Origin of the sequence: Rothia sp. HMSC08A08 (genome assembly GCF_001808385.1) — a bacterium.
In the GTDB taxonomy this organism is placed as follows: Bacteria; Actinomycetota; Actinomycetes; order Actinomycetales; family Micrococcaceae; genus Rothia; species Rothia dentocariosa.
This window is the reverse complement of the sequence record NZ_KV793061.1, coordinates 50,020-74,572: the sequence shown is the minus strand read 5'-3', so window position 1 is coordinate 74,572 and position 24,553 is coordinate 50,020. Positions and strand designations below refer to the sequence as shown.

The 24,553-nt window shown below is 57.1% G+C and carries 25 protein-coding genes; 4 read left to right on the top strand and 21 right to left on the bottom strand.

Annotated features, from left to right (window positions below):
* Positions 1-66: 66 nt before the first annotated feature.
* From HMPREF3164_RS03385 to HMPREF3164_RS03370, 4 genes are all read right to left on the bottom strand, one after another.
* Entirely contained in the window at positions 67-714 is a 648-nt protein-coding gene (locus HMPREF3164_RS03385) for a recombinase family protein (protein WP_070448871.1), read from the bottom strand.
* Positions 715-814: 100 nt separating this feature from the next.
* Entirely contained in the window at positions 815-2,032 is a 1,218-nt protein-coding gene (locus tag HMPREF3164_RS11175; RefSeq protein ID WP_168160749.1) for a restriction endonuclease subunit S, read from the bottom strand.
* Complete coding sequence (locus HMPREF3164_RS03375; RefSeq protein WP_141744100.1) at positions 2,025-4,052, bottom strand: HsdM family class I SAM-dependent methyltransferase; 2,028 nt, start codon at positions 4,050-4,052, stop codon at positions 2,025-2,027. The genes HMPREF3164_RS11175 and HMPREF3164_RS03375 overlap by 8 nt, the downstream gene beginning before the upstream one ends.
* Positions 4,052-4,234 (bottom strand): hypothetical protein, encoded by a 183-nt coding sequence (locus tag HMPREF3164_RS03370; protein WP_246822589.1) that lies wholly within the window; start codon positions 4,232-4,234, stop codon positions 4,052-4,054. The genes HMPREF3164_RS03375 and HMPREF3164_RS03370 overlap by 1 nt, the downstream gene beginning before the upstream one ends.
* A gap of 121 nt (positions 4,235-4,355) precedes the next feature.
* Here HMPREF3164_RS03370 and HMPREF3164_RS03365 point away from each other — a divergent pair, with 121 nt between their 5' ends.
* Positions 4,356-4,631 (top strand): hypothetical protein, encoded by a 276-nt coding sequence (locus HMPREF3164_RS03365; protein WP_070448864.1) that lies wholly within the window; start codon positions 4,356-4,358, stop codon positions 4,629-4,631.
* Here HMPREF3164_RS03365 and HMPREF3164_RS03360 read toward each other — a convergent pair.
* The 7 genes from HMPREF3164_RS03360 to HMPREF3164_RS03335 all read right to left on the bottom strand — a co-directional run bounded on the left by HMPREF3164_RS03360 (position 4,628) and on the right by HMPREF3164_RS03335 (position 10,506).
* On the bottom strand, positions 4,628-5,275 hold the full coding sequence (locus tag HMPREF3164_RS03360) for a hypothetical protein (RefSeq protein ID WP_070448862.1): 648 nt from the start codon (positions 5,273-5,275) through the stop codon (positions 4,628-4,630). The two genes, HMPREF3164_RS03365 and HMPREF3164_RS03360, sit on opposite strands and share 4 nt — an antisense overlap.
* 86 nt (positions 5,276-5,361) lie before the next feature.
* Positions 5,362-6,645 (bottom strand): 23S rRNA (uracil(747)-C(5))-methyltransferase RlmC, encoded by a 1,284-nt coding sequence (gene rlmC / locus HMPREF3164_RS03355; RefSeq protein ID WP_246822588.1) that lies wholly within the window; start codon positions 6,643-6,645, stop codon positions 5,362-5,364.
* A 194-nt stretch (positions 6,646-6,839) separates the two neighbouring features.
* Positions 6,840-7,175 (bottom strand): hypothetical protein, encoded by a 336-nt coding sequence (locus HMPREF3164_RS11170; RefSeq protein WP_168160748.1) that lies wholly within the window; start codon positions 7,173-7,175, stop codon positions 6,840-6,842.
* 250 nt (positions 7,176-7,425) lie between these two features.
* Positions 7,426-9,048 carry a chaperonin GroEL gene (gene groL / locus HMPREF3164_RS03345; RefSeq protein WP_048754150.1) on the bottom strand — a complete coding sequence of 541 codons (1,623 nt, stop codon included), beginning with the start codon at positions 9,046-9,048 and terminating at the stop codon, positions 7,426-7,428.
* Positions 9,049-9,210: 162 nt separating this feature from the next.
* Positions 9,211-9,393 (bottom strand): hypothetical protein, encoded by a 183-nt coding sequence (locus HMPREF3164_RS11025; RefSeq protein ID WP_141744099.1) that lies wholly within the window; start codon positions 9,391-9,393, stop codon positions 9,211-9,213.
* 27 nt (positions 9,394-9,420) lie between these two features.
* Positions 9,421-9,972, bottom strand: coding sequence for a LytR C-terminal domain-containing protein (locus tag HMPREF3164_RS03340; protein ID WP_004005590.1), 552 nt, complete (start codon positions 9,970-9,972; stop codon positions 9,421-9,423).
* A gap of 141 nt (positions 9,973-10,113) precedes the next feature.
* Complete coding sequence (locus tag HMPREF3164_RS03335; protein WP_070448860.1) at positions 10,114-10,506, bottom strand: DUF3263 domain-containing protein; 393 nt, start codon at positions 10,504-10,506, stop codon at positions 10,114-10,116.
* A 101-nt stretch (positions 10,507-10,607) separates the two neighbouring features.
* On the opposite strand from HMPREF3164_RS03335, the gene HMPREF3164_RS03330 reads away from it, so the two are divergent.
* Positions 10,608-11,282: a uracil-DNA glycosylase gene (locus HMPREF3164_RS03330; RefSeq protein WP_070448858.1), complete on the top strand. Its 675-nt coding sequence runs from the start codon at positions 10,608-10,610 to the stop codon at positions 11,280-11,282.
* Between the two features lie 107 nt (positions 11,283-11,389).
* Here the strand turns inward: HMPREF3164_RS03330 and HMPREF3164_RS03325 are convergent, their stop codons facing one another.
* Entirely contained in the window at positions 11,390-13,474 is a 2,085-nt protein-coding gene (locus tag HMPREF3164_RS03325) for a threonine/serine exporter family protein (protein ID WP_070448850.1), read from the bottom strand.
* Positions 13,475-13,545: 71 nt separating this feature from the next.
* Positions 13,546-14,646, bottom strand: coding sequence for a lipid II:glycine glycyltransferase FemX (locus HMPREF3164_RS03320; protein WP_070448847.1), 1,101 nt, complete (start codon positions 14,644-14,646; stop codon positions 13,546-13,548).
* A gap of 27 nt (positions 14,647-14,673) precedes the next feature.
* Between HMPREF3164_RS03320 and HMPREF3164_RS11165 the strand changes: the two genes are divergently transcribed.
* On the top strand, positions 14,674-14,898 hold the full coding sequence (locus HMPREF3164_RS11165) for a hypothetical protein (RefSeq protein ID WP_168160747.1): 225 nt from the start codon (positions 14,674-14,676) through the stop codon (positions 14,896-14,898).
* A 100-nt stretch (positions 14,899-14,998) separates the two neighbouring features.
* Here HMPREF3164_RS11165 and HMPREF3164_RS03315 read toward each other — a convergent pair whose 3' ends face one another.
* The 8 genes from HMPREF3164_RS03315 to HMPREF3164_RS03285 all read right to left on the bottom strand — a co-directional run bounded on the left by HMPREF3164_RS03315 (position 14,999) and on the right by HMPREF3164_RS03285 (position 23,346).
* The gene (locus HMPREF3164_RS03315; protein WP_013397859.1) at positions 14,999-15,277 is read right to left on the bottom strand and encodes an HPr family phosphocarrier protein; all 279 of its coding nucleotides are present in this window, start codon (positions 15,275-15,277) and stop codon (positions 14,999-15,001) included.
* Positions 15,278-15,467: 190 nt separating this feature from the next.
* Positions 15,468-17,162, bottom strand: a complete 1,695-nt coding sequence (ptsP, locus tag HMPREF3164_RS03310) for a phosphoenolpyruvate--protein phosphotransferase (RefSeq protein ID WP_070448843.1) — start codon at positions 17,160-17,162, stop codon at positions 15,468-15,470.
* A 41-nt stretch (positions 17,163-17,203) separates the two neighbouring features.
* Complete coding sequence (locus HMPREF3164_RS03305) at positions 17,204-19,282, bottom strand: PTS fructose transporter subunit IIABC (protein WP_070448841.1); 2,079 nt, start codon at positions 19,280-19,282, stop codon at positions 17,204-17,206.
* 139 nt (positions 19,283-19,421) lie between these two features.
* Positions 19,422-20,372: a 1-phosphofructokinase family hexose kinase gene (locus HMPREF3164_RS03300; protein WP_070448839.1), complete on the bottom strand. Its 951-nt coding sequence runs from the start codon at positions 20,370-20,372 to the stop codon at positions 19,422-19,424.
* A complete protein-coding gene (locus HMPREF3164_RS03295) occupies positions 20,369-21,160 on the bottom strand; it encodes a DeoR/GlpR family DNA-binding transcription regulator (protein WP_013397862.1) in 792 nt (263 codons plus the stop codon). Before HMPREF3164_RS03295 ends, HMPREF3164_RS03300 begins: the two co-directional genes overlap by 4 nt.
* Before the next feature lie 261 nt (positions 21,161-21,421).
* Positions 21,422-21,559: a hypothetical protein gene (locus HMPREF3164_RS11160; RefSeq protein WP_168160746.1), complete on the bottom strand. Its 138-nt coding sequence runs from the start codon at positions 21,557-21,559 to the stop codon at positions 21,422-21,424.
* A gap of 70 nt (positions 21,560-21,629) precedes the next feature.
* Positions 21,630-22,091, bottom strand: coding sequence for a VanZ family protein (locus HMPREF3164_RS03290; protein ID WP_246822587.1), 462 nt, complete (start codon positions 22,089-22,091; stop codon positions 21,630-21,632).
* Positions 22,081-23,346: a histidine phosphatase family protein gene (locus HMPREF3164_RS03285; protein ID WP_070448976.1), complete on the bottom strand. Its 1,266-nt coding sequence runs from the start codon at positions 23,344-23,346 to the stop codon at positions 22,081-22,083. Before HMPREF3164_RS03285 ends, HMPREF3164_RS03290 begins: the two co-directional genes overlap by 11 nt.
* A gap of 163 nt (positions 23,347-23,509) precedes the next feature.
* Between HMPREF3164_RS03285 and HMPREF3164_RS03280 the strand changes: the two genes are divergently transcribed.
* Positions 23,510-24,553 (top strand): ABC transporter ATP-binding protein, encoded by a 1,044-nt coding sequence (locus HMPREF3164_RS03280; protein ID WP_246822586.1) that lies wholly within the window; start codon positions 23,510-23,512, stop codon positions 24,551-24,553.

Sequence of the window (24,553 nt, the reverse complement as noted above, 5' to 3'; positions counted from 1 at the left end):
CGACGGCTGGGACTGCGTTTACTTATACTTACTTCGGAGTCCGGGTATTCCTCATCAGTCACCAGATCAAACCAGACGACCTCGTCTGCATTCATCACGATGTGCGATGGTGGAACCGTGCCAGTGCTTCACCCCATTGCGGGCGACCGCCGCCTCGCTCTCCTCGATGACGAGCTTCCCGTTGTCGAGGCGATACCCGAACGGAGCCTGAGCACCGTTCCACAACCCATTGCGTGCCTTCTGATATCTTCCGGCAGTTGTGTTCTCGCGGATGTTATCGCGCTCCAAATCGGTAAAAATGGACGCGAACGAGAACATCGCCTCACCCATCCTGGTTGTGCTGTCGATGCCCTCCTTTATCACGTAAAGGCTCACGTTATAGCTCTTGAGCTTCTGCAACGTCGTGAGGGCATCAGCGGCGTTTCTGGCGAAGCGGCTCATGTTGTAGACAATGACGTAATCTATGTCCCTGTTCTTCGCAATATCTGAGAGCATCTGCTGGAACTGTGGTCTGCCCTCGATATTCTTGCCTGACGCTCCCTTCTCTTCCTGATAGATATGGACGAGCGTCATATGCTTACTCTCGACGTGGTTCTTAATCTCGTACTCTTGATTTTCGAGGGAATAGCCCTGCTCGACCTGCATGTCAGTCGAAACACGGATGTAGCCGACCGCCCTCAGTGCCTTCTTCGGCGCTCTCTTTCTCTTTGGCACCTTATAGACTCACCTCCTCAGCTGAATAAGCCCGATTCTTCTCCTTTTGGCATGTTTATCAACAACTCGGGGCGCCTATCGCCCCGAGGATTGCCCTACTTCAAGAACCTTGTGCCACGACCTTCTTAGCGGTCGCAATCATTCGATTCTTGTATTCCACTACATCCGCAATCGCGAGCTTCTCGATAGCCCGGATATAACGCTCCATGTAGTCGAAATCAATCTCTTCGTTAGAATTGACTGGAAGACTGATTTCCAAAAGCTTCAGCTTGTTCCAAGTTGCCATGTTGTTATATGAAAACAACGTTGGCAACTTGGAAAGCTTACTCACGATATACAAGCCCACAAGGCGATTCTTGATTACATCACCCGAAAGCGAGAACACGTGATTGTGTGTCGCCATCTTGTACTCAAAGTCGCGATAGTAGGCATTTCCCCAGAAATCAATCGTGATTGTATTTGATGGGAATATCTTTGCCTTCCTATCAGTCCTGCCTTTGATTCCACGATTACCAACACCACTATTCACAAAGAACTGTCCTCTGCCGTTAATGTCCTTTTGCTGCAAATCAACATCACCTGTAGAAGACTCAAACAAATCACCCAGAAGATATTTCTTGAACCTTACCTGCCCATTCTGGCAATCAGTCTCAACAGTGCCATCCTCGTCAGATGTACATTTTGTAGAGAGAGAGAGTAATTCTTTGTCTTCATCAGTCAGCTCGTAGTCATCGAGACCAGAAGCAACGAGATAAGCCTCAAGCTCCGCGATGCGGTCTTGCTCAAGCTCCGCGATGCGGTCTTGCTCAAGCTCCGCGATGCGGTCTTGCATATACGCAAAATCAATATCATCAACCGTATACTCATGGTCTGGGTCAGATGATTCGATAACAGGTAGAGAAACTGCCATCTCCTTAACTTTTGCCCAAGTCGCCTTATTGTCATAACCAAATTTTGTCTTAATCGACTTTTCAATACATTTTGCCAAGTAAAGCAAAATTGCTTCTGACTCAATTTTCATATTGGGCTTAATCATATATGCGTTATACAGCACACCTGTTCTTTGCGGTTGTGCATACACATTTCCTGTCGAAATAGCACCATCATTAACAATATCAATGCAATAGGTATCTGATTCCCAATCTTCCATACGACCGTAATACATAATGCCGTTATCACCATTTTTAGCATTGATGAGCGGTAGGCTAAACTCCTTCGTCTGTTGTTGGGAGAGGTCATGTTTCTTATCAAAAGTTTTTTTAATACGTCGAAGTGTCACTTTATGAAACACATCTTGCATCACAAATTCTTTATTCACCAGCGCTCACCTCTCCTTTCAGAATCGCGGCAACCTTCCATGCCAGATAGTCAGCGACGGTCTTCTTGAAATCCTCCTCCGTCGGCGTGGTGTCAATCTTCTTGTGCTGGTTGAACGTCCAGTCGTCGCCCTTCAGCGATACCGTGTCACGAATGACAAGACCGTTCGCTTCTGTGTAATAGCTCGTCTTCGGCTTCTTGCCAAGGCAAATTGCCGCTACCTCGTCATAACGCTCCAAGGCATGGTCTGTGTTGCGCAAGTTAACCTTCTGTGTTGACTTCTTGCGGTTCTGGCGAGAATAGCCGTCCTCGCTGAAGTCGATGAACGTCACGACGTTATCTGTCTCATGCGGGCAGTTGACCTTGAACAGGTAAATCGCCGTCTGTACGGATGACTTGCCGTTGAACAAGTCGCCAGGCATGTGAATGCTTGCGACAAGCGTGTTCTTCTCGAGAATGCGCTTCGCGTACACGTCGCCCTGACCACTTCCTGCGTTCTCCTGAATCAGCACAGCACCGTATCCCGTCTCCATGCGAGACAATGCCTCATCAACGAAGACAAGACCCTTGCCCGGTGCTGAATACGGAGGGTTCAGCAAAAAGACGTTGGCAGGGAAGCTGTGCGCCTTCATGTACCTCGGCACTTCCTTGCGCGAGTCGCCGCAGATAATCTGAGACGAGCCATCGCCCATGAGAATCATGTTCAGAACGGCAAGGATGTAAATGTTGCCCAGAATCTCGATACCGAGGAGCTGGTTCTGCTTGATGTGCTGAACCTTGTCATCTCTGCTCTCATCATCCTTGATTCGGTGCTTTGCATCTTCAATCATGATTTCCATTGCAGAGACAAGGAAGCCGGAAGAACCCATACAGGTATCCCAGACGAACGAATCCATATCAGTACGTGTAATTCGTGCCATCAGGTTCGTAACGAATCGAGGCGTGAGAACAACGTCGTTAAGCCTGTCGTTCTCGATGGACACCCAGTCATTCAGGCTGTTCAGAATCTTGCCCGTGAAGTCCAAATGGATGTTGCTTTCAAGCAGCGGCAGGATATCCGCCTTAATCTGCTTGAAAACCGACTTGATAATGCTCTCTCCATTGACTGGCTTCCAGAGGTCACGCTTTTCAAATACGGGCTTCAGATAGTTCAGCACCATGTCAATTTTGTCTTTCGGGCACTTCTTCTTGTTCAGGAAAGACTTCGTTCTCGTCAGGATGATGCCACCATCGTTATCGTCGGCGTCATCGTTGCTGTAAAAGCGCTCAAGCTCCAACGGCTTAACGCCTTCTGTCGTAAGTCCCGCCATGATAAGGCCGCAGAAGAAATACAGCTTGTCGTTGGTCGATAACAACGCCCTGATGGTCGCATCGTCATAGATTCGCTGATGGATATCCTTGATGCTCTGCTCAAGGCGCTCTTCCTTGTCGCGCTTCAATCTCTCGCGCTCTTCTGCGGTCAGAGACAGCTTATCCAGCTCGGCATAGAAAGAATCTATGTTTGCACCCTTCATCTGCACGAAGTCAAAGCCCTCAAGCACCTTAGGAACGCTGTCGTTCTTCTTAGCCACGTAATATGCCTTGATTTCTGGGTCAGCTACCTCGCCAGCTGCCATAGTCGTGCCGTTGATTCCGACAATCACAACCTCACTGTACGTGCCCTCATCCAGAATCGCCTGCCCATAGTGCAGGGCGCCGTTTACGGCAAATTGCTGAACAGCCCTGTTGGGGTTCTTGCCGTTGCTGATGAGCTCGATGCTGCCATCACTCGCCAGCTTCTCAAGTTTTCCCTTCGTGCCCTTGGCTTCAATCATCACAGGAATGTCCCTACGGGTCTTGTTCTGAAGCAAGAGCTGAATGTCAGGGAAATTGTTCCCAGAACCGCCTGACTTGGAATCAGCCTCTTTCAAAGCCTTAGTGATTGAATCGTTAATCGTCTCCGTCTTTCCGAAATGACGGATATGCAAGTCGTCAAGAACTTTCTTGTAGTGCTCTTCGACCTTTTCTTCAATGCTTGCCATTATTTCTCACCTCTTTCGTAATATCCCTGTTCCTCAAGGAACTCGACTAACAGCTCCCTCACAACTGGAGCGTTCTTTGTCTCTTTATCTAGGCAATACTGCTGTAGTGCCTTATGAAGCTCAGGCTCGACATAAACCTGCAAGAGCTTCGTGTCTTTTGATTTATCGCTCTTTTGCGTCATACGAAACCTCCTCATTTCAAAACTATGTATACATAGCATCATAGTTCTATGTAATTATCAACAACCTCCTAGCAAGACCGTCTGAAGACGGTCGAGATTGCTCTCAGAAAAGGCGGATTCCATGGATTTCAACGATTACATCAAGACATACGAAGACCTATCAAGACAGGTGGGAGGGATGGTGCTCGCCAACGAGATTGCAAGCCGTCCGCTAGAGCTGATAAATGGAGACTTGAACAACGAGATATTCCAGTACTACATCATCTCCGACCCCGATTTCCTGCTAGAGCACACCGATGAGGTGGTCTTCCACGACGAGGAGCTAGACCTGTACATCTGGGCAATAGACCATTTTGGAACGGCATGGTCTGGCGTTCCTGTCCCTGAGCTTCATTAAGACGCAAATAAGCGGCTCCCACCACGGGAACCGCTTATTTTTTTCTCGTACTGCTCGCTATTAGTCTTGTATGCCGCCTTATCTGCCTCGTATGCGTCCTGCATGTGACTTGTAACCCTTCTGCCTCTCGTTCTGCTTGCCTCATTGTCTATGGCGCGGTTCGCAGCCCTGAGCCTCTTCTCGGCATCCCACATGTCCTTGCGGCTCTCATAGAGCCTCTTCTCGGCTTCCTCGCGTGCCTGTCTTTGCTGCTCCTCAATCATCTGCCTCATCAGCTCAGCCATCATCTGGGCGAACATGTCATCGAGCATGCGCTCGAACGGGGTCTTGCCCTTCTGATTGCCTGCAATCCTAAAGCACTGCTTCAGACCGTACAGGCTTGGTGCCTTCTGACTCTTCAGCTCATCCACAGCCGCTTTATCAGCCTTGAACTGGGCGTGTGCCCTGTCCACGTCCTCCTGAAGCTTGCTCGTGGTCTCTGGGATGTTTGCTCGTGCATGCTCAATGCTTGCATAGACACCATCCCCTCGCACGTCCACATGCTTTCTGCGGTACTGTGACCTCAAAGCCTCCGTAGCGGTCTTAACGTCCTCAGAATCGACTTTGTAATCGTCCAGAAGGGAATATGTCGCCTCTGGCTCCATATTGCCCCTAGGAGGCGCATATTCGCCTTCTGAGTGCTTTTCCTGCTCGATTGGTACAACGGGTACAACGTTAGGCTTAACGTCCTCTACGGGCTTATTTGGGCTTTCCAGCGCCTTTTCGGCGTAGTAGGACCGATGGATTCCTTCGTCAAGTCATCAGCTAGGAGCTTCGCCTTGCGGCGGCGCTTGCCACGCTTCAGCTCCTTCACATCAATATCGACGTTCACATACCCTGCGACATTTTTTCGGGTTAGCAAACAGACCGTCTCATAGTGGTTCGTGTGCGGGAACATATCCAACAAACGCGCGGCAACCGGCTTATAGGAGGGCATGCGCGCCAAGTCAGCGGCAAGGGTTTTTGCGTTGCAGCTCGAATAAATTACGTGCTCAATCCCCGAACCCTCAACCCAGGCGCACAGCCTCTCGCCAATGCCTCGCCTGGGCGGATTCACCACCAGCATCTCAGGGGTTTCGCGGGCGTTCATGGCGAACTCGGTCGCATCCCCCGCCGCAAATTTCACGTCCTTAAGCCCCTGCTCGGCAACGGTACGCTGGGCGCTGCGAATCGCCTCCGCACTGATTTCGATCCCGGTGACCTCACCATGCATCACCTGTGCCGCGTGCAGGGCAAAACCGCCCACACCGCAATACAAATCCCAGAGCGTGCGCGGCTGAACCTGCCCCACCCACTCGCGGCCCTGCACGTACATCGCCTGCGCAATCTGCGTGTTCGTCTGAAAGAAACTCTGCGGGCGCAGGTGCAGACTCATGCCGTTCACGCGCATCGGCAGGGTTTGCCGCTCGGTCAGAATAATCTCTTCCTCGCCCTCGATCAGCGCCACATGCTCGCGCAGCAGGTTCACCGACAGCACCGCTAACTTCGGCAGACGCTCTTGCAGCCACCCCAGCTGGCGGCGAATAGGCACCAGCAGCTTCTTCGAGCGGAGCACAAACCGCACCATCAGCTCGCCCGTCTCGGATGCGGTCACCAGAATATTCTTGAGCTCACCGCGCCGGGCCGGAATGTCATACGGGGTCAAATCGGCACGCTGAATAAGCTCGTGCAATACCGGAATGGCGCGCTCAATCGGCTCAATATAGAGCGGGCATTCGCTTAAATCGGTGGCACGCCCCGAACGATAATCCACGATGCCCAGGGACGGGTTCTGCGCCGAACCGCCCACCACCAGCTTCGCCTTATTCCGAAAATGCGCCTCGTCGCTGGCGACAGGTTCCAGCCAGGTCAGGTGAGGGTAGGCCGCAAGAAGCCTGCGCGCATCGGCCTGTTTCGCCGCGAGCTGGGCGGGGTACGGGGTTTCGATGCTAGTGCAGGAGCGGCAAAGACTCTCACGATAATAGGCGCATTCCATAGCCCCACCATTCTACCTTGTGGATGCGCGGGCACGGGTAACCCGTCGGGTGGTTTCGCTGATGTGCCGCCAGGTGTGCTCCTTTGCCCCTGCCCCATCGAAAAAAGAGCCTTTATGTGAATAAAGCGGCGAAAACTACGCTTTATTCACATAAAGGCTCTTTTTAGCAGGCAGGGCTGGATCGGGCGGAAAGGCTACGGTTTCTTTGCCTTCTTCTGCTGGCCCGCCTTAAGCACCGACCTGTACGACCGTGCCGAGAGCACAGATGCTTCCGATAAAACCGATAACACGCTCATGTAGCTCAGGCACGAGGCAATGGACAGCGAAGAAAAAGCCGAGCCGATAGATCCGAACGAGAAAGCCGAGCCAATCGAAAACGCCGAATTTACAGAGCCAATGCTGCAGAATGAGTTCACCGACCCGATGCTCAGAAATGAATTTCGCGAGCCGATGCTCTTTGTGTTTCGGTCGGAACGGGCGGGGGCATCAGGGGCGTTTTCGGAAGATTTGGAGGTGGTGTTAGGCATCATAAATCCAGCATACCGCGCGGCTCGCCCATCCCGAACGAATCACGGCGCACGTTGCAAGCAATCACGCATACGCGCGAGCAGGTAGGATTTGGCCGAAAAGGTAGGATTCTCCTACCTGCTCGGGACAAAAACCACCTGCTCGCGTCTCTGAGATAGACAAAAGCTCTCCGGAGCGAGTCCCGCACCCGGCATTGTGCCGGTCAGGAACCCACCCCGGAGAGCTTCAACATACTCCCTCAGTCGGGAAACGTTACATCATGCCGCCCATCGGGTCAGCAGCCGGTGCCGCAGCGGATGCGGGCTCAGGCTTGTTAGCCACCACAGCCTCGGTGGTCAGGAACAGACCGGCGATCGATGCGGCGTTCTGCAGAGCGGAACGGGTCACCTTCACGGGGTCGTTAATACCCGCAGCCATGAGGTCTTCGTACTCGCCGGTTGCAGCGTTCAGGCCGGTGCCCTCGGGCAGAGAACGAACCTTATCGACCACCACGCCGGGCTCAAGGCCAGCGTTCGTTGCGATCTGCTTCAGCGGAGCATCAATAGCCACGCGCACGATGTTTGCGCCGGTTGCCTCGTCACCCTTCAGGTCGAGCTTGTCGAAGACCTTCGCGCCCGCCTGAATCAGTGCCACGCCACCGCCGGGGACGATACCCTCTTCAACGGCTGCCTTTGCGTTGCGCACAGCATCCTCAATGCGGTGCTTGCGTTCCTTCAGCTCAACCTCGGTTGCTGCGCCAGCCTTGAGTACAGCCACACCACCGGCGAGCTTTGCCAGGCGCTCTTGCAGCTTCTCGCGGTCGTAGTCGGAATCGGAGTTTGCGATCTCGGCGCGAATCTGTGCCACGCGGCCCTCAAGTGCGGCGGCGTCGCCAGCGCCTTCAATAATGGTGGTCTCGTCCTTGGTGACAACAACCTTGCGTGCCTTACCCAGCATCTCAAGGGTTGCGGTATCCAGGGACAGGCCAACCTCTTCGGTAATAACCTGGCCGCCGGTGAGGATCGCGATATCAGCCATCATAGCCTTGCGACGGTCACCGAAACCGGGTGCCTTCACGGCAACGGACTTGATGGAGCCGCGCATCTTGTTCAGCACGAGCAGCGCCAGAGCCTCGCCCTCAACATCCTCGGCGATAATCAGCAGCGGTTTGCCGGACTGCATGACCTTCTCAAGAACGGGAACCAGATCCTTCACGTTCGAGATCTTCTGGTTGACCACCAGGATGTAGGGGTCTTCCAGCACGGCTTCCTGACGCTCGGGGTCGGTCACGAAGTAGCCGGAGAGGAAGCCCTTATCGAAGCGCATACCCTCGGTGAGTTCCAGGTGCAGGCCGAAGGTGTTGGATTCCTCAACGGTGATCACGCCTTCCTTGCCGACCTTCTCCATAGCCTGAGCGATCAGCTTACCGATCTCCTGATCGCCCGCAGAGATGGATGCGGTTGCCGCGATCTCTTCCTCAGTCTCAACCTCTTTTGCGGAGTCGAGCAGGGTCTTGGTGACCTCCTCAACAGCCTTCTCAATGCCGCGCTTGAGGCTCAGCGGGTCAGCACCGGCAGCCACGTTGCGCAGGCCCTCACGCACGAGCGCCTGAGCGAGCACGGTTGCGGTGGTGGTACCGTCACCTGCGATATCGTCGGTCTTCTTGGCTACCTCTTTGACGAGTTCGGCGCCAATCTTTTCATAGGGGTCTTCAAGCTCGATCTCTTTAGCGATGGAAACACCGTCGTTGGTGATCGTGGGTGCGCCCCACGACTTCTCAAGCACGACGTTGCGGCCACGGGGGCCAAGAGTTACCTTAACGGCATCGGCTAGAGTGTTCAGTCCGCGCTCTAGACCGCGGCGAGCTTCTTCATCAAAAGCAATAAGTTTTGCCATGTGGCGATATCCCTCCTGGACGTTTCGAATGGAGCGCTCAGGTTTTCCGGTCTGCCGAAGCAAATTTCGATACCGGTTTTAGCACCTGAAGGCGCCGAGTGCTAAAAACAATTTTGGCACTTGGTGCGCCCGAGGGCAAACATTTTGAGCACCGAATTTAGCTTAATCGCCCTCAGCGCATTCTTGAGGCGTGCGGAAAGCCGCGATGGGGTGAACGGGTACGGCTTCGAGTGCGAATGCACGGAGCCAAAGCACCAGTTTCGAGTGCCGGGCGATGTTATATGCGAGCGCATAAGGCTCATTGAACGTTCCCGAAACTAGCGGGGGTGATAAACGGTACCGCACACCGCAGTCTCAGGCCGATTGATACCGTTAGCTGTAGTCGGTGGCGAGCACCACCACAATATCGTTCTCGCCCAGAATCGAGGTGTCTGAGCTTTCCTGAACCGTCGTGATGTTCAGGGTTTTCGCAATAGCTTCGGCCTGTGACTTCTTGGCCTCGTCCTTGTAGTAGACCGTGCTGGACTGCGGAGGGGTGCCCGACCAATTTGCGGTTTCGGTAATCGTGTAACCTTCAAGCGCGGCGCTTGCCTTGGCCGCAGACCCGCCGGGTGCGGATGCATTATAGACCGCCACGTTCGCATCCTTAGCCTGCTCGGATGCCGAAGCAGAGGGCGACGAAGACTCCGAGGGCGAGGCGGGGGCGCTGTAGCTCTTGGCACGCGCGGCAGCCTCGGGCGAGCTGCTGCGCGGGTGGTTAATGTACATGGCGCCGCCGATCACGAGCGATAAAATACCGGCGACGACAACGGGAATAATGCCTTTGGGGCTCTTGGAAGGGTCGTCAATCACACCGCGGTATGTTCCACGGCGGGCGGTATTCTCGTCGATGTCGTCGAATTCATCGTGCGGGTATTGGCTCATGACTTCCCTAGGTTGAGTAATAGATGTACCGCTCTGCGCGGTGGAGCCCTGCCAAAGCTCTCTCTTACAGGGTACCGTATGGGGCTTTATCCGTCCTGTTCAGAGCGGCGTGCGCTCATGCACACATCGGTGCGGCTGCCTTTAGCTGCGGTCGCGAACCTCGCGCAGGCGGTGCATCAGGATAGGTTCGGCGGCGATCACGCGTTGGCTGTCGATCATCGTGTTGAGCTTCTGATAGTAGGCGATCGGGGTGAGCCCGAGCGCGGTAATCGCCTTCTCTTTGGTGCCCTGGTACTTCCAGTGCCGCTTTTCCAGGGCTATCATGGCACGCTCTAAATCGGTGAGAGCAGATTTTCGCGTGTTCTCAGTTTTTCCGCCGGTTTCGTGGGTCTCAGAAGTGTCGGAGGCGGAAGGCGCTGTCTGTGCTATGGGGCTGGGTTCGGGGCTATCGGCGGGGACTGCCGCTGCGGGTTCGGCGGCTTCGGAGCCGCTAGCAGGCGAAGGTTCGGGGGTTTCCGAAGAAGGTATCGGCATCTGGATTCCTGACGAACATAGGTGGTCTACATGAACACTTTAGAGTATGTTGGTTGAAGTCACCGTGTTATTAGAGTCAAATTTTCTCAGGGAGTATTTTCATGACGAACCCGCCGCTGACCGACATTATGAGCGAAGACTGGGCGCAGGCTCTCGCGCCCGTCGAAGATAAAATCCACGCCATGGGCGAGTTTTTACGCACCGAACACGCGGCGGGACACCGAACTTTTCCCACAGGTCAAAATATTTTCCGCGCATTCTCACGCCCCATGAACGAGGTCAAGGTGCTGATCGTGGGGCAAGACCCCTACCCCACCCCCGGGAACGCGATGGGGCTTTCGTTCTCGGTGCAGCGGGATATGCCCCTGCCGAAATCGCTCATCAATATTTACCGGGAACTTTCCGACGATTTGGGGATTGAGCCCGCGCAGCACGGCGATCTAAGCTCGTGGTCCGATGAGGGCATCATGCTCATGAACCGCGTGCTCAGCGTGCGTGAAGGGGCGCCGGGGTCGCATCGCAATAAAGGGTGGGAAGAGGTGACCGAGTGCGCTATTCGGGCGCTGGCGGCTCGCAATAAACCCCTGGTCGGGTTGCTGTGGGGTGCGGATGCGCGGCGTACCGCCCCGATGCTGGAACCGTATCCGTGTGTGGAGTCGGCGCATCCCTCGCCGCTGTCGGCGCATCGCGGGTTCTTCGGTTCGCGCCCGTTCTCGCGGGTGAATACGCTGCTGGTGCGGCAGGGTGCGGAACCGGTGGACTGGACGGTCAAATAGCGCGCATCTGCCCACTCATACCTACATACAAAGGCTCTTTATTCCAATGTGGAATAAAGAGCCTTTGTAGCATCCCGCATCAGAGGAACGTGAGAGCCGCGGATGCGCTACTCGGCAGCCTCCGCGGGCACATTGCGCGGAACCGCGAAACGCTGCAACAGATACTGCATCAGGTAGTTTCCCAACGTCACGCCCGCCGCCATCGCAATCACAATCGAAACCGCCGAAATCATGCTCTGGATACCCCAGACCACGTTCGTCTCCACCGTCAGCAGGTACATGCCGCGGAAGAACGACAAACCAGGCAGCAGGAAGGTCAGCGCAGGAATCGAAAAAACCGCCTGCGGGGCATGCAACCGGTACGCCACGTAGGTGCTCAGCATGCCAATCACGAGGGCAGCAAGCGCCGTATTCGCACGCCCCGAATCTACCCCCACCAGGTAGGTATACAGGTGATAGGTCACCAAGGCGCTACAGGTAATGAGCACCAGCCACCCCAGCTTCACAAGCTTCGTATGTAGGGTAATCGCAAACGTAACCGTCGCAGCCAGCATGAACACCGAGAACGTGAGCGGCGAAGGAAGCTCAAACCGGCTCTGCTCAATATCCAGAATCGGGCCGCCAAACAGGCTAATCGCATTCACCGCCGAGGCAATGCCGATCACCAGGCCCAAAAAGCTCATGCCCGTCGAAACGAATCTTCCCGCCGCCGTCACCGGGAAACCGTTAATCGCATCCTGAACCGCGCCCACCAGACGCGAGGTCGGCAGGAACATGATCAGCCCGGCGGCAACCACCAGAGGCGCCGAAATCGACTCCCCCGGGCGGCGAATCATGGAATGATCCCCTCCCAGCCAAATCGCCAGGAAGGTCAGCAGACCCGCGCTCGCCGCCATGCGGAAAAACGTGGGCATACCAATCTTATTGAGCCACTGAATCAGCAGGTACACGGGAATAAACACGATCGCCGCAGCGGTTGCGGTAGACCAGCTCGCCCCCAGCGCCGCCGTCAGCGTGGTTGCGCAGCCAATATTCGCCAGCCAGGTAATCAGCGGCGGATACGGTTTAGGATGGTTCGTAATCTCGCTCAGGCGAAGGTCGGCATCCTCCAAGGTCATGCCGCCCTCGGTAATATCGTGAATCAGCCCGTAGGTAGAAGCGAGCGCCTCATAATTCTCGGTAGAGGTACGCACCACGCGCACGAGCGTATGGGTGAACCGGGAGTCGGCACTCATGCTGCGAGAGCTGATGCGCGACTCCATGTAAATATCAGGGTCGGAGGTGTAGTTGATGGTCACCGACTGGTTGGTGATATTAACATCCACCGAATCGAGCCCATACGCCGAAGACACCGCAATAATCGCCGAGTCTACGTCCATCGCGTCCGCGCCATAGTAGAACATGGCCTCCGCCAGGCGTAGCGTGAAATTGAGGGTGTCGCGGGCGTATTCTTTCTCACGGTACAGGGCCTCACGCCGGGCGCGTTCTTCGCGTTTGGCGCGCGGGGTGAACTGCCGTTGGGCGATGCGCGCCGCACCGCGCGGTGCCGCGTGCGCCGCCGCCTGACTGCCTGCACGCACGAAGGACCGCAGGGTGGTTCGCACGCCCCACCGTCCGCCCGTACCGCGCCCGGCGGGTACGGTCGTAGTGGGTACGGATACCGGGGGTGCGCTCGCCGTGGGCTCTACACCACCGAACCGCTGTGCCGCATGCGAATTGGGCACCTGCGGAATCATGCCCGTCATAGGAACGGGCTGGGACTGGCGGTATTTAGCAACCTCCGTGACGATATTACTGGAGGTCTGCGCGGGCGGCTCCTGCGGATGCGGTATCTCAGGCGGCACGCTCTGCACCGCCTGGATTACGGGTTCTTCGGGGATTTCCTCGTAGGGTATTTCCGGCTCGTAGGACATCTGTGGAGCCTCGTCGAGAGGCATCCCCGATTCGTCGACGGGAAGAAGCTGGGTATCGTCCGTATCAGTTTCCACGCCGTGCGCCGCCGCAACCTCGTAAAGCGCCTCACGCGCCTGCTCAGCCTGCTCAACCTCCTTGCCGCTGTGGGCAAGCGCCTCACGCAGCTTGGAGTCGTGCACTTCGGAGAGAGGCACGGCGAAGAAATATCCCGGGCGGCGAATACTCCTCGCGTTCTCATCGGCTGGGTTGTAGCTGTGCTCCTCGGGGTTCTTCGCCATAGTATCCCTTGATCGTGTTACGTGCTGGTGCGCTGTGTGTACCGGTGAGTGGCGTGGCGGTGCGGCGTTTCCTAGTAGAAGGAATAGTGGTGTTTCTTCACCCACAGGCGAAGCATCAGCCGCTCCACACCGGCGTTCCAGAGTTTATATTTGAGCTCTGAAATAGGCTGATCGTAAACGCCCACGAAGTCGGTCACGTTCTTCGTGAACGAGGTTTTGAACAGACCCAGACCGTAGTAAGGGTGTTCCTTATTCTTGAGTTCGGCGGCGGGCGGGGTGCCGCAGAAGTCATAGGTGCTGATCCCGTGCTCCTTCATGAGGTCGGTAATCGCAGTCCACTGTACCAGATGAGAGTCACCGTACTGTTTACGGCGCGGCTTAGAACCGCCGTCTTTATAGGTGCCCTTCGTGCCGTAGTTAATCACGTAGGCGCCCACGGAAGGTTTGCCGTCTTCATAGGTGAAGTAGAGCCTGCCCTGCCCGGCGTTCTCGAAGGCCTTCCAGAAGTCGCGGTAATACTCGTAGGGGCGCAGCAGAAGCGAAACTTTGCCCTGGCCCACGGTATCCATAAGGGCATACATGGCGCGCATATTTTCGTCGGTGAGCTCAACCCGTTTGACCTCGCAGCCTTCACGGGTGGCGCGGCGTACAGCGTTACGTCCGCGCGAAGACAACGACTTGAGCACCTCTTCCTCGGTGCCTTCGGTGGAGAGGATGGCGGTGTAGTCATTCGGCTGAATATCGGCGGTACGAACCAGCTCGGTGCCCGCAATAACCTGCTGGGCGTGCTCATCCGCCACGATTTCAGGTTCGATCTTAACGGCAAAAACACCCAATTTCTGCTCGGTAATCAGGCGGCGGTTCGCCTGCAGCAGGGCGGGCAGCTCATCGGCATCATGCACCGCCGGGCCTTTGATGAAGTACCAGAGTTTGCCCAGCAACGGAATATTCTTCTCGAACGCCAGGCTGTAGCTGGCGAAAGGCTGCTTCTCGCCGTCACGATCGACGGTGCCTTCGTACACGATATAGCGGGGTTTCCACCCGTAGTCGGCTTTGACTTTTGCGAATGATGCGGACTGCAGCAGATTTCCGCCGTCCGGGTTGGCGATCACGTGGGTATCCCACTCCTGAATTTCTGCTGGGGTTGCAAAACGTGCCGTAATTTCGTGCAAGGGTCTCTATCTCTCGTGGGGTGGTGGGTGTTCCGAACGTCTATCGCCCGCGAACCTTGTGCGGTCTTTTTGATGCGCTCGCGGCGCACGCACGCCTTAAGTCTAACAAGAGGCGCGGCGATTGGTGCATCGGCGGGGTTCGCCTCGCCTGAAAAGAGCTTTGCTGTGAATAAAGAGTTAAAAACGCCGCTTTATCCGTATCAAGAGCCTTTTTATGCCCCTTCCGACCTGATCGGGCTGGCTGAGGCATGAGGCGGAAAACAGCCGGATGCGCGCCCGAGCCTTAAAGCAGGTATCCCGCCGCACGTGAAGCGACGGGATACCGGTAAGCTGGCGAGAGTCGCCGGAAGGATTACTCTGCGTCGTGGTCGGTTTCGAGAATCTTCTTCAGGGTCTCTAGAGCTTCGTCTGCGCCTTCACCTTCTGCTCGGAGCACCACACGGTCACCGTGCTTAGCACCCAAGGACATCAGGGATAGGATCGAAGCCGCATCCATTGCCTCGTCTGCGGGCTCGCCTTCGGCTGCAATGGTGACCTCAACGGGGAGGTCGCCAGCTGCCTCAGCAAAAATTGCTGCGGGACGTGCGTGCAGACCAACGCGGCTTGCAATGGTGGCAATAACCTCTGCCATGGTTTTTCTCCTTTGTGAAGGAATCGTCTGTTATCGACTCCATGTTTATCAAACGGGAGGATGCACCCCCTGTTTTCTTGCCTCAATTGTACAGTTTTACTCACCGCTTGGGGATCAATGCCTCACCCGATCTTGAAATAAACTTTCAACACCGGTTTAGCCTTATTCTCCACCGGGTTTGAGGCGTCTTCTAGAGGCCGAGCTCGTCCAGAATCGGCAGCTCAGCGCGGGCGGCAGCCTTCGCCTCGGCAGAGGAAATCTGTTCCAAAGCCTTATTGGCGATATGACGTGCCTGTTCCAGGGTCACCGACTTGAGCACCGCCGCAACCGCGGGGATAGCACCGGCATTCATCGAGAGGGTATCAACCCCCAGGCCGACCAGCACCACGGCCAGCGCCGGATCAGCGGCGGCCTCACCGCAGACGCTCACATACTTCTTCTCGCCGGCGTTCACCGAAGCTCGCTTAGCGCCCTTGACGGTCAGCTTAATCATCTTCAGCACCGCAGGCTGCCACGGGTTGTTCAGGTGAGCCAGATCGCCCAGCAGGCGGTCTGCAGCCATCGTGTACTGGGTCAGGTCGTTGGTGCCGATCGACACGAAATCGACCTCACCCAAAATCGCTTCGGCGTTCACGGCTGCGGCGGGGGTTTCAACCATCACGCCGTGTACCGGCAGGCCGACCTCCTTGAGCATTTTCGCAAAGTTGCGAGCCTCGGAGGTGGTCGAAATCATCGGTGCCATAACCCAAATATCGGCGTCGGAATCCTCGGACGCCTGCTTGATAGCCTCCAGCTGGCGGGTCAGCACGCCGGGTACGGTCCAGTCGGTGCGGAAACCGCGCACGCCCAGCGCCGGGTTTTCCTCGGGATTCACGTTCAGGAAGGGCAGAGGCTTGTCGGCACCCGCATCCAGGGTACGAACCACGATGTGCTTGCCGGGGAAGGCATCAAACACAGACTTGTAAGTTGCTGCCTGGGTTTCAATAGACGGCTCGGCGTCGTGCCCCAAGAAACCAAACTCGGTGCGCAGCAGACCCACACCTTCGGCGTTCAGGCTGGCAGCCTTTTCGGCGGATTTGCCGTCGCCCACATTCGCGTAGAGTGGCACGCGGGTGCCATCGGCGAGCACGCCTTTACCGTCGAAGTCGGCGATAGGTTTGCGGTTAGCGTATTTTTCGGCGGCTTCGCGGTCTTCATCGGTCGGCTCGGTATTGACGATACCCGCATTTGAGTCCACATAGACCTCGGTGCCGTCGGGAATATCGGTAACGCCCTTCGCCGCCACAATAGCGGGAAGGCCCAGGCCGCGCGCCAAAATCGCGGTATGCGCCTGCGGACCACCGTCTGAAGTGATCAGGGCGATCACGTTCTTCGGGTCAAGGGTCGCGGTATCTGCGGGGGCAAGATCAACTGCGGCGAGCACGAAAGGCTCCTCCGCGAAGGGGATGCCCGGCGCCTGCTGACCGGTCAGTTCCGCCACAATACGGGCGCGCACATCGTGAATATCGGTGACGCGCTCAGCCATGTAACCGCCAAGGGCAGCCATCTGGTCGGCGAACGAGGTTGCTGCCTCCCAAATCGCGCGCTCAGGTGCCATCTGCTGAGTCTCAACCAGCTTTACGGCGCTCTTAATCAGGGCGCGGTCGGTCGCCATCTGCGAGGTCGATTTGAGCACGGCCTTGCCGTCACGACCCGCGTTTTCGGCGCGTGCGAGCAGGTCCTCTTTCACGCGAACCGACGCATCTTGAATACGTTGACCGGCCTCTTCGGGGCTTTCACCGTCTAGGCGTAGACCGGCTTTAGGCTCTTGAATAGGCTCGGGCATCTGTAGCACGGGACCAATAACGCGTCCGGCATAAACACCGACGCCTTTATATGTAGTCATGAAGATATATCCTTCGTGTTGGGTTCTCTACAGTGTAACGCTTATGCGGCGGTCTTCGCTGGGGTCTCGGTCGCAGTCTGCCGCGACTTCGCGCCAATCGACTTCAGCAGCACATAGGTGATAGCGGATACGACGGTACCGGCGACAACGGCGAGCAGGAACATCGGAATATTGTTGCTCAAACCAATAATCCAGATACCGCCGTGCGGTGCCGGGGATGCCACATGCGCATTCATCGAAATAGCACCGGCAATCGCGCCACCTACGATGGAGGACGGGATCACGCGCGCCGGGTCTGCCGAAGCGAACGGAATAGCGCCCTCAGAGATGAAGGATGCGCCCAGCAGCCACGCGGCCTTGCCGTTCTCACGCTCGGGCTCGGTGAAGAGCTTGGGGCGCAGGGTGGTGGCAAGCGCCATAGCCAGCGGCGGAACCATGCCGGAGATAATAACGGCTGCCATGATTTCCTTGTTCACATCGGCACCCGAAGAAAGCCCGGCGGTTGCGAACAGGTAAGCCGCCTTGTTGATGGGACCACCCAGATCGGACGCCATCATGGCACCCAGAATCAGGCCGAGAACAAGAGCGGATGCGCCAGACATGGAGGTCAGCCAGTTCTGCAGGGATTCGAGAACCCACGCCAGCGGCGCGCCCAACAGCAAGTACATGATGCCGCCCGCAACGAGTGAGGTAATGAGCGGGGTAATGACCACGGGCATCATCGAGCCAAGCCAGCGCGGCAATTTGAGGGTGCCTAAACCGTAGGCGATCAGACCGGCGAGCAGACCGCCGACGATACCGCCGAGGAAGCCAGCCTTTACGGCAACCGCGACGGAACCGGCGATAAAGCCGGGCGCAATACCGGGGCGCTGCGCCAACCCGTAGGCGATAAAGGCGGCGAGCGCGGGAACCATCAGATCAAGACCGAACTTACCGATGGTCTGCAGAACCGCGCCCAGGTAGAGGGTCCAGTGGGTGTCTCCCAGGTTGTAGATTGTGGCGTTGGCGAGGATCTTTTCGGTATCGACATCGCCCAGGTTCGGCATGGTGATTGCTTCGAGAATGAAGCCCAGAGCCACGATAATGCCGCCGGCGGCGACGAACGGGATCATGTACGAAACACCGGTCATCACGGCTTTGTAGATGCGCGAACCCCACGAGCCTTCGGCAGCCGAGGAGGTGTCTTCTCCGCTGGATGCGGCGGCGCTCACGCGCTTGCCGTTGGGGTTTTCCGCTTCGGCTAGGGCCTCCTCAATCATGGCTTGCGGTTCGTCAATGCCGCGCTTCACGGGGGCTTCCACATAGGGCTTACCGGCGAAGCGGCTGCGGTCGCGCACGTTCACGGAGACCGCGAAAATGACGGCGTCGGCTTCATCAATATCGGCTTGGGTGAGGGTTTCGTTCCCCGAGGACCCCTGAGTCTCAACCTTGAAGTCGTAGCCGAGGTCTTCCGCTGCGTATTTGAGGGCATCCGCCGCCATATAGGTGTGCGCGATGCCGGTGGGGCATGCGGTGACCGCCACGATTTTCTTGGTGGCCGGCTTCTCGGGTGCGGTCGCTTCTGCGGAGTCGGTCTGTGCCGCTGCAGCTTGAGCGGATGCGCCTGCACCCGCCTTTTGCGCATCGGATGCTGCCGAGTCGGCGGAGGCGGGAGCCTTCTTCGGGGCGCCGGTGCCGAGCGCATCGTTCACGAGGTCTACGATTTCTTCGGGGGTTTGTGCCTCACGCAGGGAGGCGGTGAAGCTCTTCTTCATGAGCGAACGTGCCAGCGTGGAAAGCAGTTTCAGGTGTTCCTGGTCGGCACCATCGGGGGCGGCGATGAAGAAGATCAGATCGGCAGGACCGTCTTTCGCGCCGAAGCTCACGCCGGGGTTGGGGCGTGCCATCGCGAGGGTGGGTTCGGTGACCGCCGCGCTTCGGCAGTGAGGGATGGCGATACCGCCGGGGATGCCGGTGTCGGTCTTGGACTCGCGGGCTTCAGCAGCGGTGTACAGCTGATCGTAGTCGGTGGCACGTGAGGCATTGACGACGGCGTGCGCGAGCTTGCTGATGACGTCGAATTTAGTCTCTCCCAGATTCTGGTCTAGGAGCACCAGCTCTGGGGTGATGAGCTCAGACATAATACCCTCCTCGGGGCGTATGATGCGGTGCGCCATGATGCCTATGCGGGCGTTTTCAGTACGCACTCAAGTGTCCGTAAATATGTTGTTTTTAGTGGTTGACCAGGCTATATGCTATATGCCTGATATGGAATATAAGCTAAATGGAAAGCTGTTTTAGGGTTACTTTCTCGGGGGTTGTCATGGCTGCCGAAGGCATTTGTGTTCCGGGTAAGGATGCTGCCGCCGAGCCATGCGCAACCGCCTGCACGAGGCATTGCTGCGACGACTCTCCCCGCTCATAAGCAAAGAGGAAACCGGAGAGCGACGAATCCCCGGCGCCCACCGTGCTGCGCACCTTCACGGGTTCATGCTGTGCATGCCAGGCACCTTCGGCGGTCACGAGAACCGCGCCGGACCCGCCAAGGGTTGCCAGCACATAGGGAATGCCGTCATTCACCAAGGTTCGCGCGGTACGTGCAGTCAGCTCGGGGCTCGACTCCAGCTCTTCCCAATTCTCGGCGCCGGTCAGCTGTGCCAACTCCTCAGAATTCGGCTTAATCAACGTAGGCTTTATCTGCCCCGCAACGGTAGCGATCAACGGCGCCTCAGAGGTATCGACGGCGATCTTGCCTTCATATCCGCTGGCGCGCAGCTTCGCACACAGCTCGGCATAATACGTTGCATCCAGTCCGCCAGGCAGCGAACCGGCGAGTACCACCCAATCTGCGTTTTCTGATTGGGCGATCACGAGCGCATCCAGGGCGTCGCGTAGCTTAGGGGTGAACTCGGTGCCGGGGGCATTAAGTTTAGTGGTCGTGCCGTCCGGATCAACCACGGTGATATTCGAGCGGATGGGCTCACCCGTGGGCAGATTCGCAAACTGCACGCCGCTCGCCGCAAGGGCGGTCAGCACGGGGTCGGTAGCCTCTCCCGGAACCACCGCAACAGTAGGCATCTGAGAAGTATGTAAGGCACGCGAAATATTGACCCCTTTACCGCCGGGGTCTTGAACCGCGCCTACCGCACGCTGAACGGCGCCGTGTGCTAGAGGCGAGCCCAGTTCGATCGTGCGATCCAAACTAGGGTTAGCGGTGAGAGTCAGAATCATGCGATGAGTACCTCCACATGAGCGGCTTCAAGAGCCTGAGCAAGCGCACCATCGGGGGCGCGGTCGGTGATCATGGTATCGATATTCTCGAAGTCAGCAAAGCGCACGAGTGATTCCTGCCCGAACTTCGCCGAATCGCACAGAAGCACCACGCGCCGCGCCGACTTGCAGATCGCGGTCTTCACGATGGCCTCATTCATGCCGGGGGTGGAAACACCAAATTCGGCGTCTATGCCGTTGGCACCAAGAAACGCGATGTCGGGGCGTACCGTAGCGAAATATTCGGCGGCACGAGCACCAATCGCGGCCCAGGTCATCTTGCGCAGCTGACCGCCCACAAGTTCGAGGGTGACCCCCTCTGCCTCAGCGAGTTTGACCGCAATGTGCAGGGCATGGGTAATAATGATGCGGTCGCTGCCGGTCTTGAGGCTAAAGTTTTCTGACCCAATGTAGTCCGCCAAGATCTCAATGGTCGAGCCGGCGTCAAGAACAATTGAACCCACATCAGAATCACGCAGATACTCATAAGCCTTCGCGGCGATGCGGCGCTTCTCGGGAGTATTCATGCCCTGACGTGAGGCAATAGAGGACTCTAGGGAGGTAGACTGCTCAACGGTAACGGCACCGCCATGCACGCGGCGCAGCTTACCCGCTTCTTCGAGGGCGGCAAGGTCTCGTCGCACAGTCTCCATGGTGACGTCATAGCGTCGAGCGAGATCAGCACCGTTAACGCGGCGTGCAGAAGATACCAGCTTCGCAATTTCGGCACGACGTTCTTCAGCAAACATATGCGCACATCACTTTCAAGGTATGGGTGTGGAGCGAACGAACCGTTCCACGCGAATTCTTAGGTCTGTGTATCATGGCGGAACGGCGAATGCGTATCACCACTCAAGACAACAGTCTTGCCCTTGATTTTATGTGGGTTTATGTGGGTGCGTCAAGATAACCCACGGATAAATCATCGATTTTTTGTGAATTTACCCTAGAAACCACACTTAAGGTCAAATAATCCACAACAGACACACACTGTTCACCCCACAACGCATCTAAACCCACACCGGATGCGCGGATTTTGAAAGTTTGGGCGCGAGTAGTTTTGATCTGCCTTGAACCACAAAGGTTTTCGAGTGCGTGGCGCGTTCAGGATGCGCGGGCTTCCAGCGAGCGCCTAGGGCTGTCGCCATCGCCGGAGCGAAGCGAAGGCGTGGTGACTAGGTGCCTTGTCGAGCGAGTGTAAGCATCCATATCCGTGAACTACCTCTTAACCCAGCGCATCCAGAGACCATGCACACCCCAGGCGGTCAGGGAACCAATAAACGCACCCGTCCCGTTCATGAGCACGTCTAGAGGGTCGCCGGTGCGTTCGGGCATCGCCGTTTGAACGAGCTCGATTCCGGCACTGACCGCCACCGCGCCCAGAGTGATTACCCCTACCCTTCGCCACGGGCGGGTGCGACAGAACAGCAACAGCATGAGCAGAAACCCACCGGGGGCAAACATGATGACATTCGAGAGTTGTTCGATGCTCGCATAGGTGATAAACCCGGGAAGCCAACCCTGGGCGTGGCCGGCATCGAGAAGCGAAGCCAGACGAGAGCCCGCCTCGTTATCGTCCACATGCTGCGGGGCAAACACGATCGTTGCAACGACGGCGCAATATAGGGCAAAAAGCGCCCATCCGATTACCCGGAACACTCTGCCAGATCTACCAGACAAGACGACCCCGCTCATCGAACACCGTGCTCTCATCAAAGGCAAAAAGCCCTTTAAGATCGACCTCTAAAGGCTCAGCGTTCGGCACAGTCTGCGTATGCTCGTACCCCTGCGCCGCCGAAATAGCGCGGCGAATCAGGCTCCCGTGGCTCACCGCAATGATGCGCTCCCCAGGATACTGGCGCACAATCTCACGCAGAACACGCACGGCACGCACATACACATCGCGTTCGGTCTCTACCTGCGGATAGTAGCGGTCAGGGGCGCGCCGCTCGGGAACGGGAATATTCACACCCTCGGCGGCACCATAATTACGTTCCACCAAGTCAGGGTAGGTTTCACTGACCGGCAGCCCGAAATCCTCACCCACCAGCTGCGCGGTTTCATACGCCCGCGACAGCGGTGAAGAAATCACACGGTCATAACTCAAACCTAGGCTGCGCAGCTTCTCCCCGGTTTCACGTGCCTGTGCGCGACCGGTGTCGTTCAGCGGAATATCGCTAATACCCTGCATGAGCTGGTTCTTATTCCACTCGGTCTGTCCGTGGCGAATCAGCGTGAGCGAACCGCCCGCCAGATTCTTAGGGAAAGGTTCGGCGTGCAGCTTAGGCTGGCGGCTAACCAGCACGTGAGTATCAATCGCATCGTCAAGATAGTCGATAGGAAGCTCGGTGAGCGAAGCATTTGGAGGAATAGGGAACATGCCGTCGATCGTCTCGTAGCCCTCATGCTCGCGGCCTTCCAGATGCACGGTCATCGTCACCGCAATCAGCATGCCGTGAGTAGCCACCACAATGTTCTTGCCCTCATGCTCGCGGCGCACCCGGTTCAGGGCGGTCAGGGCGCGGCTCACCAGGGCCTCGCGCTCCTCAACCCCGTATTTATGCCCATCCGTGCGGGATGCCGCCACCAGCTCAGGGGTTGCAGCCTCACCCTCCAAATCACCGAATGAACGTTCTTCTAGCCCCGCGTATGCACCCAGATACGGCACCCCTAGTGCCTGGGCAACAATCTGCCCGCTCTCCGCCGCGCGCTCAAGCGGGGACGAAACCACACCGTCAATCTGCACGCCGCGCTGAGCCATCTCACGCAGCTGCGGCACGGCACCCCGAATCTGTTCACGCCCCGTATCGTTCAGTGGAATATCGGTTCTACCCTGAAACCGGTGATTTATATTCCAGTCGGTCTGCCCGTGCCGAAGCAGAAAAATCTTACCGGGCGTTTCAGCGTGTTCATGGTGGGTCTGTGCGTCAGTCATGGTCTTAAGTATGGCATCATCCTCACGATTTAGAGCCGTATCCCAGAACACGCCCCACTCATCCTTAGGGATGAAAACCCGCGAAAAACCCGGCATTATCGCCGTATTTTTTCACTCCGTAGACGGATAAAAACGCCCCGTCACCCTTGGAAAAATGGATGCTATGAATACTTCTTACACCTCATACGCACCCGTTATCTCGGTGCGCAACCTTACCAAATCCTACGGACAGCACACAGTACTGCGCGATATTTCGCTCGATATTTATCCCGGCGAATCCGTGGCCGTCATGGGACCCTCCGGTTCCGGAAAAACCACGCTTCTGCACGCGCTCTCCGGCATTATTCGCATAGACTCGGGCACCATTCAGGTGCTCGGCGGCGGACCCGAGATACCGGGCGGGCGCGTTGAACTCGGCGCCTTAAGCGAAAAACAGCGCACAAGCCTGCGCGCAAACTCCTTCGGATTCATCTTTCAGCAGGGGCTTCTCATCCCCGAGCTCACCGCAGAAGAAAACGTCTCGCTCGCCGCCATGATCTCCGGGATGTCGCGCGATCAAGCACGCGGCGCATCCGCAAACCTGCTCGCCCGGCTGGGGCTAGGCGACATGTGCGAGAAACGCATCGGCGAACTTTCCGGCGGGCAGGCACAGCGCGTGGCGATTGCGCGTTCACAGATTACCGGTGCGCCGATTACCTTTGCGGATGAACCCACCGGCGCGCTCGATAGCGTGACCGCCCAAGAGGTCATGGATCTTCTGCTCACACTCGTTCCGCAGCAGGGTAAAACCCTCGTGATCGTCACCCACGACCCGCAGGTTGCGGCGCAATGCTCCCGCACAATCCACCTGCACGACGGGCAGATTGTGCAGGATAACCGGCAGAGTCCCACCACGTCCGGTCAGCAGAGTGGGGATTCGGTACAGTATCGGGTTCCTGCGCCGCCGAGCCAGCCGGTACCGCCTCAGGATGCGGCACCCGCTCCTTCCGCGCAGCCGGGCGTCTTCCAGCCGGGGAACCCGCGTCAAACGTACAACCGGGTTTCCGCACAAACGCAGCCGCCCGCGAACGTTCACTACTCCCCCGCCCATGCTCCGCATGCTCCGGGCACGGCGCACACCGCGGCCTCACGCAACCATGCACCAGCGCCGTATAAACCCGCCCGGCGTCTTTTCTCGATGCGCGGCCTCCTGGGGAAAGGCGCCTAA